The sequence below is a fragment of the Pseudomonas sp. SG20052 genome, from assembly GCF_031766055.1.
GTDB classification, from domain to species: domain Bacteria; phylum Pseudomonadota; class Gammaproteobacteria; order Pseudomonadales; family Pseudomonadaceae; genus Aquipseudomonas; species Aquipseudomonas mandelii.
In genome coordinates this window covers 5043260-5057508 of sequence record NZ_CP134498.1, presented here as the reverse complement: position 1 = coordinate 5057508, position 14249 = coordinate 5043260, and the positions used below count along the sequence as shown (strand labels likewise).

The following is a 14249-nucleotide window of genomic DNA, read 5'->3' as shown; positions in this document are numbered from 1 at the left end:
ATTCGCCTGCCGCCGGCTTAGCGGTTTGGCGTATTAAACGCGCCCGCAGATATATTCGCTCGTGGAGATTATAATGACAAAAATAAGTGGTGTTGATAAGTCTGGTGCTGTTGAAGTTTCTTCGATGACAAATAAAGGGAGAGTGCGTGCAATTCTTGGCGCTTGCTCGGGAAATTTGGTCGAGTGGTACGATTTTTTTATTTATGCCTATACGTCTATCTATTTCGCGTCATTATTCTTTCCGTCTGGAGATCAAGGTAGTCAGTTGTTAGCGACTGCTGGGATTTTTGCTGTCGGATTTTTCATGCGCCCCCTCGGTGGCTGGATATTCGGTTATCTTGCTGACACGCGTGGTCGAAAAGTTTCAATGATTATTTCAATTTTCATGATGTGTGGTGGATCTTTGATGATCGCGGTAATGCCTACATATGAAACTATTGGTGTTGCGGCGCCTGCTCTTCTATTAGTAGCTAGGCTGATGCAAGGTCTTTCTGTCGGAGCTGAGTACGGGACCGGTGCTACTTACATTAGTGAAATTTCGACTCCCGGCCGGCGCTCATTCTTCGGTTCATTCCAGTATGCCACAATCATTGCAGGCCAATTACTTGCACTGCTGACCGTGACCGCTCTTCAGCACACATTATTACCAGAGGAGTTGAAGGCTTGGGGATGGAGAATTCCTTTCTTCATCGGAGCGGTAAGCGCTATCGTGGTTGTATATCTACGTCGGTCGATGGTAGAAACTGCTTCTGCAAAAGACATGAAGCGTAAAGAGGCGGGGTCTATTAAAGCGCTGCTCAAACATAAGCGAGCAGTGATGCTAACTGTCGCCATCACTGGCGGTTGTTCGTTGTACTACTATACGTTCACCACCTACATGCAAAAATTTTTGGTGCTGTCGGTGGGGATAGATGCCGGTACTGTAAGTTTTATCATGACCTCTGCGCTCGTGTGTTTCATGATCTGTCAGCCATTTGTCGGTATGTTAGCAGACCGTATTGGCGTTAAAAAAAGCATGTTAATTTTTGGCGGATTGGCGGCCTTGTTAGTTGTTCCAATTTTGACGGTACTTAAAACGGTATCGAGCCCCTATGCTGCATTTGCGTTGGTTATGTCTGGCCTCATCATTGCCGCCTTCTATACGCCGGTCACGGGAGTACTTAAAGCTGATCTCTACCCAGCCTCGGTTCGGGCGTTGGGAGTTGGCCTTCCATATGCAATTGGAAATGCATTGTTTGGGGGGACTGCAGAGTATACGGCATTGACGCTACGAACGATGGGAGTTGAAAGTTACTTCTTTTATTACGTAGCTGCGTTGGCGTGCGTTACATTCATAGCGGCTATGTTAATGCCTGATTTACGTAAGCATGGATACCTGGATGGCAATGGAACTGTCGAGGAAAATACGGGCTTTAGTTCGCCTGGAGCGGCCCTTGAAAAAAGTGGTACTTGATTTCATTAATGGTCTTGATTGGAAAGATTTACAATGAAATCTATAGCGCTCTTGATATCGGAAGTGCGGGTGCACACGCTCTATAAATTAAGTATCAATGAGTTGGTATAAGAATGAGTGGGCAGGCACGAATCTATAGATGTTGGTAAATGATTTTTCTATATGAATTAACAGCTTACAGTCACCTTAGGTCCTCAAATACATCGACAGCCACTTCATGACTGAGATGTGGTTATTCATGTGAGGAGCTTTGCCCTCAACGGAGAAGAAAAATGTCAGTGCCAGAGAATGTCAAGTGCTTGCCTCGAAGCTATCTCTTTGTTCCGGGTAATAGACCTGAACTATTTCAGAAGGCGGTGGAGTCTGGGGCCGATGCAGTCATCATCGATCTGGAGGACGCTGTAGCTCCGCAGGATAAGGAGCTTGCCCGAAGTTTGGTCGCGGATTGGATCGGTTCATCTTCGCAGGTTTATATCAGGGTCAACGCTGCTGACACCTATTGGTACGAACAAGATATCGCTGCGTTCGCACACCATCCGTGTGTAGCGGGGTTGGTGGTGCCCAAAGCAAGCAACAGCCGTGATCTCAACGCGATAGCTGCCTTAGGACATGCTGATCTAGTTCTTTTGCCAATGATTGAGTCAGCAGCTGGTTTTGCGTCGATGCAAGAGATCACTAGTAGTCGTTCAGTGCAGCGACTAATGTTCGGCACCATCGATTTTCAGGTCGATTTGGGGACACAATGTGAAGATGTTGAGCTGAATTCATTCAGAGCCCAAATTACCCTGGCGTCGGTACTTGCTGGTATTGGATCCCCGATCGATGGTGTGACGACAGCATTGGATGATTTTGCAGCTATTGAGGCCGCCGGAAAAATGGCCAAACGCTTTGGCTTCGGCGGGAAATTATGTATTCATCCTCGCCAAGTAGCACCTGTACACGAGGCCTTTAAGCCTACTGATGAAGAATGCGAATGGGCGCGTAGAGTTCTCGTTGCTGCTCAGGTAAGCAAAGGTGGAGTTACGGTGCTTGACGGGGCCATGATCGACCTGCCAGTGATCATCAAAGCCAAGGCCATTCTATCTGTAAAGTGAGATGTGTTTGGCTGCTGCTTACTTGAAACCAATCTAGTTTTCACTCTCGGCGCCTGCCCACGACAGTGCGTACGAGGGTGCTTTTATTATCCAGTTGAGAAATTCATGATCAAAAATTTCCGCTGTGATCAACATCAATTCGGTGCGTAAAACGGGCCTTTGATTACGATGCTAAATATATCTGCATTTCTATAGGCAATTCTAAATATAAAGTTTCGGAAGTTTGTTTGTCGAGGTGTTCATTCTCTATTGGCAGCGAACTGCTTCGGCTGTGAGCGAATCGATAGTCCAGGGTGCGCGAAACTTTGTGCAGGTGATGAATCCTGAATTTGTCAGACCACAGAAGTCAGATTTGGTCATTCTTATGCCTAGGAACACAATATGAATCCTAATTCCAATGAAGAACTAAACGCTATCCGCGAAGGTGTTCGTGCCCTTTGTGGAGAGTTTGATGTAGCCTATTGGCGAAAAATTGATAAGGAAAAAGGCTTTCCTGAAGCATTTGTGAAAGCGTTCACTGATGCTGGTTGGCTCGCGGCAATGATTCCAACTGAATATGGTGGTTCAGGACTTGGTCTCGCTGAAGCGTCTATAATTCTTGAAGAAGTGAATAGGTGCGGGGGTAACTCCGGAACAATTCATGGTCAGATGTACAACATGTTCACGTTGCTCCGGAACGGAAGTGAGGCGCAGAAGGAGTACTATCTTCCCAAAATCGCAGCAGGCGAATTGCGTCTTCAATCGATGGCGGTGACCGAACCCACTACCGGCACCGATACCCCCAAGATCAAGACCTCCGCAGTCAAGCGCGGTGATAAGTACGTGATCAACGGACAGAAGGTGTGGATCTCTCGAGTTCAGCACTCTGATCTAATGATTTTGCTTGCTCGCACCACACCTTTCACTGAGGTTAAAAAGAAATCGGACGGTATGTCGATCTTCCTCGTTGATTTACGTGAAGCCATTGGCAAGGGACTGACCATTCAGCCCATCGCGAATATGGTTAATCACGAGACCTATGAACTATTTTTCGACAACCTCGAACTGCCCGCTGAGAGTTTAATCGGTGAAGAAGGGAAGGGTTTCCGATACATTCTGGACGGTTTGAACGCTGAGCGTACGCTTATAGCTGCCGAGTGCATCGGTGATGGGCGCTGGTTTGTGGAAAAGGCCAGCACTTATGCTCGTGATCGTGTTGTCTTCGGGCGTGCAATCGGGCAAAACCAAGGTGTGCAATTCCCAATAGCGGAGTCGCATATTGAAATTGAAGCGGCGGACTTGATGCGCTGGCGTGCATGCTACGAATATGACAGCGGTCAGAATGCTGGTGCCAGTGCAAATATGGCCAAATATCTCGCTGCTAAGGCGTCCTGGGCAGCTGCTAACGCCTGTCTGCAAACACATGGTGGATTTGGCTTCGCTTGCGAATATGATGTCGAGCGAAAATTCCGGGAAACTCGCTTATATCAAGTTGCCCCCATTTCCACCAATCTGATTCTGTCATATGTGGCTGAGCATATTCTTCAACTGCCAAGAAGTTTCTAAATTTGCTACTTGTGCAAACTTTTAAATTTTTCGTAAATTGAAACGCTTATAGTCGAGTCGTCCTAGGTATTTGGGTAGATGCGCTATCAATTGAACTCCGTGAGCAGCGATGCATTCCTGAAGTCCGTTGCTGGAAAAATACATAGCTTCTGCTGCTTTAAAAGTAGGGCATCTTGAGCAATGACAGACTTTACTGGCAAACTATCAGTAATGGTTGAGTGAGCCGTAGACTGTAAGTTCCAATAATTTAACAGCGACCCTCTAAGATTAATAGGCAGGTCGGGTGGGAAACGTAGCAAACCTATTCAGCGCAGCTTAGTGCTCCGTAGGGAGTTATGTCTATGAGCATTTGCGCACAATTTTTGAGCATCCCTGCACGATAAGATGTTTTCTTCGAATTTATACTCTCTTCATTCCAAGCCAAAGAAGAAAGCCATTATGAAAATCAAACTCTCTCTGATCGCCCTATCATTGCCCCTTGCCTTTGCAGCCAACGCGGCCGAATTTACGCTAACTAGTAGCGATATCGCTGATGGCAAACCGCTTACTACGCATCAGGTGTTCCAAGGATTCGGCTGCGACGGTGACAATACGTCACCGCAACTCTCTTGGAGCGGCGCGCCGCCGGGCACAAAAAGCTTCGCTATCACGGTCTACGATCCGGACGCTCCGACTGGTAGCGGCTGGTGGCACTGGACGGTAGTCAACCTACCGCCGTCTACCATGGATTTACAGGCCGGTGTTGGTAGCCCAGCAGGAAAACTGCCCACGGGAGCAACGCAGGGCCGCACAGATTTCGGTCATCCTGGTTTTGGTGGAGCCTGCCCACCGGCCGGCGCTAAGCCGCATCATTACCAGTTCACTGTTTGGGCTCTGAAGGTTGATAAACTGCCGCTCGATGAGCAATCCAGCGGCGCGATGGTTGGTTATATGCTGAACGCCAATGTATTGGCTAAGGCCAAGCTAACCGCAATCTACGGACGCTAAACGGTTACAAATGGACTTGCCGTGATCAGACACTATAAAAAATACTTAGAGGCTGGCGTCATCCAGGCACGGCATGTACACGCCATACATAGGGTGCCTATCTTTGTACCCACCTTATGCCGTGTTCGGCAAGGCGAAAAGCTGGTGCAATGGGATAATCGCGAGATGCGTGCCGGCCCTCAGGACCTGATCCTGATGCCGGCAGGCCGTGAGCTAGGTGTCACTAACAAACCAGGTGCGCTAGGGAACTACATCGCTGATACCGTCACCTTTTCGCAAGAGTTATTGAGCAGTTTCCGTGCTCGTCACGGGGTGGAAATCCATGCCCGGTTAAGTCACGCATCGAGCGCCGAGCTATGTGTGCCGCTTGATCGTCATACTACCGACGCTTGGGAGAACCTGCTGGCTTGCCTTACCACCGATGCACCGCAAGCCTTGCGCACCCATTATGGAGAGGGGGTGCTGCTGGCCCTCAGCCTCGCCGGGTATGCTGGCCCACTGCTGATTGATCGCCGCGACCCGCTCGGCGCGCGGGTACAACAATTATTGATGCTCGATCCAGCTGCCAGTTGGACTGTGGCTCGTGTTGCTGAGCACCTACACTTAAGCGCATCTACACTACGCCGCAGGCTTGCCAATGAGAGCAGTAGTTTTAGTCATATCCTAGAGCAAGTGAGAATGGGGCTGGCACTGCAATGGCTTCAATCTACTATTCGACCTATTGGCGAGATAGCTGAAGCCTGCGGTTATGCTTCCGCGTCGCGCTTTTCCGTCCGCTTCCGTCAGCGCTATGGATTGTCGCCGCGCGCTTTGCGTGCAGCACAGTTGCTCTCCATCTGATGAGGTCACATAGGTTATTCAGTGGAGCTCGAATGATATGTGTCTAAAAAACTAGGGGCGATTCAAGGCATAGCATAAACAGATAGTTCGTAGCCCGCTACTCGTATTGAGTTGCTATCCGGAGAAACTACTTCAGCTTCACAAAAATGGCGTTCCGCCGATTATCTGCTGTGTAGAGATGCTTGTTGGTATGTCATTGTGGGATTGTCTAAGATGTCGAATAAAGCGTTACGTATTTTGATCGCCGACGATCAGCATTTCCATCGAATGAAGATCGAGCGGATTTTGAATCAGTTGGGGTATTTTCGCATCGCCCCAGTGCATTCCATTGAAGATCTTTTAACCTTGGTGGAATACGGCTGCGAGCCATTCGATCTAGTGTTGATCAGTACCTCTCTGACTGTCGGAGTAGACCTAGATTTATTGGCGTTCTGTGAGGACCATCCACATATTAGATATGGGTTTATCTACGGTGACCAGCAGATGCGTCTAGCACCGAGTCAAAGGCAGACGGTGCAGGTAAGTCAGGCGCAAATACCGGATCTAGAGTTGGTCAGGTATTTGATGGAAAGGGTGAGATCCGCAAACCCATGATGTCAAAAAACCTACATTGTTATGGTTTATTCGTGCCTTATATGGCGAGTATGATGTAGTGTTATTGGCAAGTTGTTTTTAGCAATACGTCTCTCATTAGGTGTACGTATAAACTAAGTGTTCCGCTCGCCGCTCCCCTTTATTATCAGGGAGTTTTGTATGCACGACTGACGATGGCGCGCAACCACTTGAGTCCCTAAGTTAGTTAATCCCCCTAAACAGACATATAATTATTCAGGAAAAAGCTTATGAAATGCTCTCTGTGGTTTGGTTTGATCGGCACTCTCGCGATGGGAGCGGCCAACGCCGCGTCCCTCGATGTCCCTATGACTCTGGTGAGCGCGGACGGAGCGCCACAAGAGATTGGAACGATCACGGTCAGTGAGACACCCTATGGCCTGTTGTTCACCCCGAATCTCAAATCTCTTCCGATCGGCGTGCATGGTTTCCATGTGCACGAAAACGGCAGTTGCGAAGCGGGCGTGAAGGACGGTGCCAAAGTCGCCGCGCTGGCGGCAGGGGGGCACTTCGATCCGAAAAAAACCGGGAAGCATCTTGGGCCTTACGCCGATGGGCACCTGGGTGACTTACCTGCGGTCTACGTGAGAGCTGACGGCATTGCCAACTATCCGGTGCTTGCTCCGCGTCTGAAAAGTATCTCGGAAATCAAAGGCCACGCACTGATGATCCACGCCGGAAGCGATAACCATTCGGATATGCCCAAACCGCTAGGTGGTGGCGGCGACCGTGTCGCTTGCGGCGTGAACTAACCGACGATCATCGCTCACTGCCACCGGTCCTCGTTAGCTCGCTGTTGTGGCGTCCGAAACCCACTCGCCTGCACTGGCTGGTAGGTTTCTGGTCGCCTGTAGCTATGGAAAAAATGGTTTCAAAAACCTAGGGGGCGTTTGCTGATAGAGATGGTGACGAAAACGATAACGGTATTGCCGTCGCAATTGCGCGCGTGAAAGCCGTGCGTCCATTCGTCCTCGCTAGCATGCAAGCGACTTGCGCAAGTTATTTTTGAAGACGGCTGGCTCGCATGGGAGTTGAGTGACTTAAGGCCAGTCACACACTCAGTGGCCGTCCGCGCGGCGCGGGGGTATCTACGAGGTAGACTTCTTACTCCCAGACAAACGCTGATCATTAAGCAAGACGTGCGACGAAAGGAGCTACTGATATCAGGTCGTTTTACTCGTCATGACTGGCGTTTTCGTGATCTCTGAACTCTTTACGTTTGCACTTCCCTCAATTCGTCGTGCCGCAAAGACAAAAGCCTAAAACCCTAACCTGACATAGTCACTTGTCTGGCTCATCCCCCGCGTGCTCCATTCGGGCCAAGTAGTCAAAAAGCTTGGCCGCTTCTGGCGACAGCAGCGCCTCGTTCGACACCCCCACATATAGTGTGCGCCGAGCCCAGGCATCAGACAGTGGAATGGCTACTAGTTGAGTGCCTAGTAATTCCTTTCTCACTGAAGCTAACGGCAACACACCTATCCCCAGGCCTGCTTCAATCATCCTGCAGATGCCATCGAAGCTGCTCACCTGAATCCGAACCTTCAACATTTTGCCGTTGGCTACAGCTGCATCAGTAAGGCGTCGCAGCAGCGAACTACCCTGATTTAGCGCGACAAAGTCATGATCTAACGCCTCTACCAATGCGAGCTCGTGACAATCTGCAAGAGGGTGTTTCACGGGTACGAGCAATACGAGCTGATCTCGTCTGTATACCCGTTTGACTAGCTCATAGGAAGCCACGTTGTCTGCAAAAATGCCGATATCCGCACGACCATCATGCACCGCCGCAACGATGTCATCACTCAACGCCTCTTCCATGCCGATTCGCACGAACGGATTGTTCGCTAAGTACATGGCTAGATCTTGCGGCAGGAACTGAACTACTGCGGATGTGTTTACGGTCAGGCGAACATTTCCTCGCACTCCCATTGCGAAGTCGTTCGCATCACATGCCATCCGATTCACGCTGTCGAGGATGTGACGCGCATGGTCGACGATTCCGCGACCGGCGGCGGTCAGCTCCACCCCACGTGGCAAGCGCACGAATAGGGCGCATTCGGTGATTCGCTCAAGCTCCGTCAAACGCTTGCTCGCTGTCGAGAGCGTCATATTTGCTCGATTGGCCGCCTGAGTAAGGTTCAGGGTTTCCGCTGCAAATACCAGCAGGCGGAGCGAAACCAAATCGACATGAAGAAGGTTCATTACGAGCACCTAGCCTTTCGCTTTTGGAAAGGGTACTGGAGAATTTCGCAATTTTCATCAACGGAAAGCGAGGAGATCATTGCACCATAACAAACAACAAAAGCGGGTTACGCCATGAACCTTCCATTGCAAGGCATCAAGGTTATCGAAATGGGCCAACTGATCGCGGGCCCCTTTGCAGCCAAAATTCTCGCTGAGTTCGGCGCAGACGTTATCAAGATCGAACCTCCAGTCATTGGTGATCCTCTCCGTAAATGGCGCATGCTCCATAACGGTACTTCCGTTTGGTGGGCAGCCCAATCTCGTAACAAGCGTTCTTTAACCCTCGACTTGCGCCAAACCGAAGCTCATGAAGTGGTTAAACGCTTGGTCGAAGACGCAGATATCCTGATCGAAAACTTCCGCCCAGGCACGCTTGAAAAGTGGGGTTTGGGCTGGGATGTCCTGCGCGAAATCAACCCTCGACTCGTAATGCTCCGCGTTTCCGGTTACGGACAAAGCGGTCCTTATCGCGACCTTCCAGGATTCGGCGTGATTGGCGAAGCGATGGGGGGGTTACGCCACCTTTCGGGTGAGCCTGGTCGTACACCGGTCCGAGTCGGCGTATCGATTGGTGACTCATTGTCCGCGCTGCACGGTGTTATAGGCGTGTTGCTTGCCTTGCGTCACCGTGAACAAAACAACGGTGATGGGCAGCAGGTTGATGTGGCTCTCTATGAGTCGGTCTTCAACATGATGGAAAGCCTGATTCCCGAGTATTCCGTGTTCGAGGCAATCCGCCAGCCTGCTGGTAGCAGCCTTCCAGGCATTGCTCCGACGAACGCCTACCGTTGCAAAGACGGGAAGTTCGCTTTGATCGCCGGGAACGGTGACAGCATTTACCGTCGCTTGATGGAAAAGATAGATCGTCTCGATCTGGCAAACGATCCGGAACTTGAACAGAACGATGGTCGAGTAAGCCATGTTGCGCGAATTGACGCTGCAATTTCTACCTGGACGGCGGAGCGGTCCCTTGAGGAAGTGCTGGTTGCTCTGAAGGAGGCACGTATTCCTGCAGGGAAAATTTACGATGCCGCCGATATCGCAAATGACCCCCACTATCAGGCTCGCGGCATGTTGCTTCCCAGCACTCTGGAAGACGGCACTCCTGTCACATTACCTGGCATTGTCCCCAAGCTTCTGTCTACTCCAGGGCAACTGCGCTCGAAGGCTCCAAGCTTGGGTGAGCATACCGATGAGGTGCTCGCCGCCCACGGTATTGACGCTCCAACCCGGGATGAATGGCGTAGCCGCGGAATAATTTGAAGTACGGAGCAGACAGATGAAGCGTTTATATATGCAGGAAGTCGCGACCCGTGACGGCTTCCAGAACGAAGCGACCTTTATTGATACCGCTGACAAGATCGCGATGGTTAATGCGCTCAGTCAGTGCGGTTATGCCAAGATTGAGGTGACCTCTTTTACCTCGCCAAAGGCGATCCCGGCACTGCGCGACGCAGAGGAGGTGATGCATAGCATCACTCGCAAACCGGGTGTCGAGTACACCGTATTGGTACCGAATTTACGGGGGGCCGAACGCGCCCTTGGTTGCGGGGTGGATGAAGCGAACTTGGTAATGTCGGTCAGCGAGCCGCACAACCGTTCAAACCTGCGCATGACGCGTGAGCAGTCTTTCGCACAACTCAAAGAGGTTATTTCAGTCATAGGTCAAGGACCGGTGGCAGTGAATGTTTCTTTGTCGACCGTATTCGGCTGCCCCATGCAGGGCGATGTCGCTCTCAATGAAGTCCTTGGCTGGGTGGACCGATTTGCCAGCCTGGGCGTGCGTGGCGTGACGCTCTGCGACACGACTGGTATGGCTTATCCATCTCAGGTGCAGGCGCTTTCTTTAGCTGTGATTCAACGCTTTCCGGAACTTCAAATCACGCTGCATTTCCACAACACTCGCGGAATGGCGCTAGCCAATACCTTGGGCGCATTACAAGCGGGTGTTGACCGGTTCGATTCATCTTTGGGGGGGCTTGGTGGATGTCCTTACGCACCGGGTGCCAGCGGCAACGTCTGCACCGAAGACCTTGTGCACATGCTCCAACTGATGGGCTATGACACTGGAGTGAATCTGGATGGGATTCTCGCAGCATCCGCGAAACTTCCTGGACTCATTGGTCACCCTACCCCGAGCCAGATATTGACGGCAGGTAAACGACTGGATCTTCATCCGATTCCGGAACACCTGCACACCCTCAGCAAGCAGGTGGTCTCGGCTTTTACGGGAGCAAATAAATGATCGACCACCTGGATCACCTCGTGCTCACCACCATCGATGTGGATGCCTGCAAAGACTTCTACATCCGTGTGATGGGTATGCGCCTTGAAACCTTCGGTGCCAATCGGATCGCATTTCAGTTTGGTGAGCAGAAGATCAACGTACATGTACGTGGCCGTGAGTTCGAGCCGAAGGCCCACCTGCCAGTGCCTGGTGCATTGGATCTCTGCTTCATTGCCAGTACGAGCTTGGAGAGAGTTGTTGCCCATTTCGAAGCTGAAAGTTGGCCGATTGAAGAGGGGCCAGTGCAACGGACTGGAGCTATGGGCCCGATTCGATCGGTGTATGTCCGGGACCCGGATTTGAACCTGATTGAAGTTGCCGAGCAGATTGATTCACGCATCACTGTCGAACAATAAGAGGTACACCATGAACATCGTTTTTCTCGATGGCGCGAGCTTGCCCTCTCCTCTTGAGCGGCCAGCGTTCGCTGATGTCTGGACTGTTCGCGAGAGTACCAATGCGCAGGAAGTCGTAGAGGCACTCGCGGACGCGGATGTGGCTATCACGAACAAGGTTAAAATCGGACGCGTTGAGTTGGAGCAATTGCCCCAGCTTAAGCTGATATGTGTTGCAGCGACCGGCTTTGACTGTGTCGATATCTCAGCATGTCGCGAACTCGGCGTTACCGTCTGCAATGTCCCGGCGTACTCCGCTGTCAGTGTTGCAGAATCGGTCATCGGTTCGTTGTTTGCTCTGCGCCGCCACTTGGTTGAATACCGGGAGGCTGCGATTACTCAGTGGCCAACCTCCAACCATTTCTGCGTCCATGGCACGCCCATCCTCGATGTTCAAGGATCCACGCTCGGAATTGTTGGACGTGGTGATATTGGTAGCCGCGTCGCTCGGCTGGCCAGCGCCCTTGATATGAAGGTGATCTTTGCGGAGCATCGTGGTGCCGCTACCGTGCGGCGGGGGTATGTGTCGTTCGACACGATGCTCGAACAGGCCGACGCCATTTCCCTGCATTGTCCGTTGACACCTCAAACCCGCCACCTTATTGCTGCTGATCAGTTGGCCCAAATGAAGTCCGGTGCGCTCCTAATCAATACGGCCCGAGGAGCGCTAGTTGATGAGGATGCAGTGCTGGACTCTCTAAAGCGTGGTCATCTCGGCGGTGCGGCACTAGACGTACTGGACAACGAACCCCCCCGGGCTGATCACCCATTCCTGCGTAGTAATCTGCCGAATCTCATCGTAACTCCACACGTTGGTTGGGCTAGCCAAAGTAGCGTTGCTCGGTTGAAAAGCACACTGATTTCAATTGTTGAAGGCTTCGCCGTAGGGAAGCCTGTGAACGTGGTGTCGTAATTCACAGATCAATACCAACAACTAATTTATAGGTAGAGCGCTATGACAACAAAAACCAGCTCTTCGTCCGAATTACCAGAGCTTCAACTGGCTAAACGGAAACCGTTTTACAACCACCTTTATGTTCAGGTATTGGCGGCGATCCTTCTGGGCATCTTACTGGGCCATCTGAGTCCAACTTTAGGTGAGCAGATGAAGCCTTTGGGCGACACGTTCATTAAAGTCATCAAGATGCTTATCGCTCCGATCATCTTCTGCACCGTCGTCAGCGGTATCGCCAGCATGCAGAACCTCAAAAAGATCGGCCGGATCGGTTTTAAATCGTTGGTCTACTTCGAGGTTCTGACCACGTTGGCTCTGGTGATTGGCCTTATCGGTGTGAATCTCTTTAAGCCTGGCGTTGGAATGCATATCGATCCGTCAACTCTTGATGGCAACGCTATCGCGGGTTATGCAAAGGCAGCGCACGATCAGAGCGTGGTCGGGTTCCTGACTCATATCATTCCGACAACTGTCTTCGGCGCTTTTACCGAAGGGGATATTCTTCAAGTTCTGTTTATCTCTGTATTGTTCGCATTTGGACTGCAGTTGCTCGGACCAGTCGGCAAGCCTTTGTTGGACACGATCAATCTAGTTGCTCAAGCGTTCTTCCGGATGCTGAAAATAGTCATGTACGTTGCTCCGCTTGGCGCTTTCGGTGGTATGGCTTTCACGGTTGGAAAATACGGCATCGGCTCACTCGCTTCCTATGGCAATCTACTGATTTGCTATTACGTGACGGGCCTAGTCTTCGTATTCGTGGTGCTCAATCTGGCTGCACACCTCGCTGGCTTTAGTCTTTGGAAGTTTCTGAAGTACATCCGGGAGGAACTGGTCCTTGTGCTTGGTACATCGTCGTCCGAGTCCGCACTGCCACGGTTGATGGGCAAGCTGGAAAAGCTTGGCTGTGAAAAGTCGACAGTGGGATTGGTCGTTCCTTCTGGTTACTGCTTCAATCTCGATGGCAGCTGTATCAACATGACTGTGTTGGCGATCTTTATCGCGCAGGCTCTCGATATTGATGTGTCTATCTACCACCAGGTCACTCTGCTTCTCATCTTGCTACTGACCTCCAAAGGAGCAGCAAGTGTTACAGGCGGTGCATTTATCACTTTGGCGGCGACCCTTGGTTCCATCGACGTGATCCCTGCGGCTGGCCTCGTCCTTGTCCTGGGTGTCTACCGATTCATTTCCGAAGGTGGTGCGTTGATTAACGTGATTGGCAACGGCGTTGCAACACTATTCGTGGCTCGATGGGAGGGGGTTCTCGATCGGGAACAACTGAAGCGCGAGCTGGGCTAGGTTTGCGTCCCGGCTTATCTGCTTGCCCGCCACGCACGGGTCAGTCAGGTATGCCGGTGCGTAACAAATCATCAAGTGCGAGACTAGACATACCTTAACCGTTTCTTCAGAACGTAGCGCTATCCAAGTTCGGCATTCGTGCCGGCGCCGTTGGCTGGTTTGGTACTGGCTCAATTCGGTGCAGATGTTATTCGCGTTGATGCAGCACCTAGTGTCCATTTTTGCAAGGGCGAGGACTTGCAGAATCAACTCGAGCAGCATGGTTGGGTCGATAAGGACTCTGCCTGGTGACATTGTTCGCGTGAGCCCAATTCAATGGAGCGCTTGCTTGTTTTTCCCCGGTCATTTCCCGATGAATCGCTATACAGTTTGGCCGTCCGTTACCACAGGCTGACGGCGAACGAAAGTTATCGCTAGACAAGCCAGGAGCTTTTTGGCACGTATTCGAGAACTTGTGGCTCGATCTTGCCCTGCTGTGTTGACGCCAATGCCAAATTGACCCATGTGCTGACGTACGACTGCCCCACCTTGAAATCGG

13 protein-coding genes are annotated in these 14249 nt (G+C 51.2%); 12 read left to right on the top strand and 1 reads right to left on the bottom strand.

The window, feature by feature from the left end:
* Positions 1 to 73 precede the first annotated feature (73 nt).
* The 7 genes from RHP74_RS23215 (at position 74) to sodC (ending at position 7283) form a co-directional block, all read left to right on the top strand.
* Positions 74 to 1453, top strand: coding sequence for an MFS family transporter (locus tag RHP74_RS23215; protein WP_409201918.1), 1380 nt, complete (start codon positions 74 to 76; stop codon positions 1451 to 1453).
* A gap of 272 nt (positions 1454 to 1725) precedes the next feature.
* Positions 1726 to 2547 (top strand): CoA ester lyase, encoded by an 822-nt coding sequence (locus RHP74_RS23210; protein ID WP_311096376.1) that lies wholly within the window; start codon positions 1726 to 1728, stop codon positions 2545 to 2547.
* A gap of 381 nt (positions 2548 to 2928) precedes the next feature.
* Positions 2929 to 4092 carry an acyl-CoA dehydrogenase family protein gene (locus RHP74_RS23205; protein WP_311096375.1) on the top strand — a complete coding sequence of 388 codons (1164 nt, stop codon included), beginning with the start codon at positions 2929 to 2931 and terminating at the stop codon, positions 4090 to 4092.
* A gap of 438 nt (positions 4093 to 4530) precedes the next feature.
* Positions 4531 to 5079, top strand: a complete 549-nt coding sequence (locus tag RHP74_RS23200; protein WP_311096374.1) for a kinase inhibitor — start codon at positions 4531 to 4533, stop codon at positions 5077 to 5079.
* 144 nt (positions 5080 to 5223) lie between these two features.
* Entirely contained in the window at positions 5224 to 5919 is a 696-nt protein-coding gene (locus RHP74_RS23195; RefSeq protein ID WP_409201917.1) for a helix-turn-helix transcriptional regulator, read from the top strand.
* 213 nt (positions 5920 to 6132) lie between these two features.
* On the top strand, positions 6133 to 6513 hold the full coding sequence (locus RHP74_RS23190; RefSeq protein WP_311096373.1) for a chemotaxis protein CheY: 381 nt from the start codon (positions 6133 to 6135) through the stop codon (positions 6511 to 6513).
* Positions 6514 to 6761: 248 nt separating this feature from the next.
* Complete coding sequence (sodC, locus tag RHP74_RS23185; RefSeq protein ID WP_311096372.1) at positions 6762 to 7283, top strand: superoxide dismutase [Cu-Zn] SodC; 522 nt, start codon at positions 6762 to 6764, stop codon at positions 7281 to 7283.
* A 529-nt stretch (positions 7284 to 7812) separates the two neighbouring features.
* Here sodC and RHP74_RS23180 read toward each other — a convergent pair.
* A complete protein-coding gene (locus RHP74_RS23180; RefSeq protein WP_311096371.1) occupies positions 7813 to 8733 on the bottom strand; it encodes a LysR family transcriptional regulator in 921 nt (306 codons plus the stop codon).
* A gap of 114 nt (positions 8734 to 8847) precedes the next feature.
* Here RHP74_RS23180 and RHP74_RS23175 point away from each other — a divergent pair, with 114 nt between their 5' ends.
* From RHP74_RS23175 to dctA, 5 genes are read left to right on the top strand one after another with little or no spacing between them, the layout of a single operon-like run.
* Positions 8848 to 10038, top strand: a complete 1191-nt coding sequence (locus tag RHP74_RS23175) for a CoA transferase (RefSeq protein ID WP_311096370.1) — start codon at positions 8848 to 8850, stop codon at positions 10036 to 10038.
* Between the two features lie 16 nt (positions 10039 to 10054).
* Entirely contained in the window at positions 10055 to 11020 is a 966-nt protein-coding gene (locus RHP74_RS23170) for a hydroxymethylglutaryl-CoA lyase (protein WP_311096369.1), read from the top strand.
* On the top strand, positions 11017 to 11418 hold the full coding sequence (locus RHP74_RS23165; protein ID WP_311096368.1) for a VOC family protein: 402 nt from the start codon (positions 11017 to 11019) through the stop codon (positions 11416 to 11418). The genes RHP74_RS23170 and RHP74_RS23165 overlap by 4 nt, the downstream gene beginning before the upstream one ends.
* A 10-nt stretch (positions 11419 to 11428) precedes the next feature.
* Positions 11429 to 12370 carry a D-2-hydroxyacid dehydrogenase gene (locus RHP74_RS23160; protein WP_311096367.1) on the top strand — a complete coding sequence of 314 codons (942 nt, stop codon included), beginning with the start codon at positions 11429 to 11431 and terminating at the stop codon, positions 12368 to 12370.
* 42 nt (positions 12371 to 12412) lie between these two features.
* Positions 12413 to 13711 carry a C4-dicarboxylate transporter DctA gene (gene dctA, locus RHP74_RS23155; protein WP_311096366.1) on the top strand — a complete coding sequence of 433 codons (1299 nt, stop codon included), beginning with the start codon at positions 12413 to 12415 and terminating at the stop codon, positions 13709 to 13711.
* Positions 13712 to 14249 lie beyond the last annotated feature (538 nt).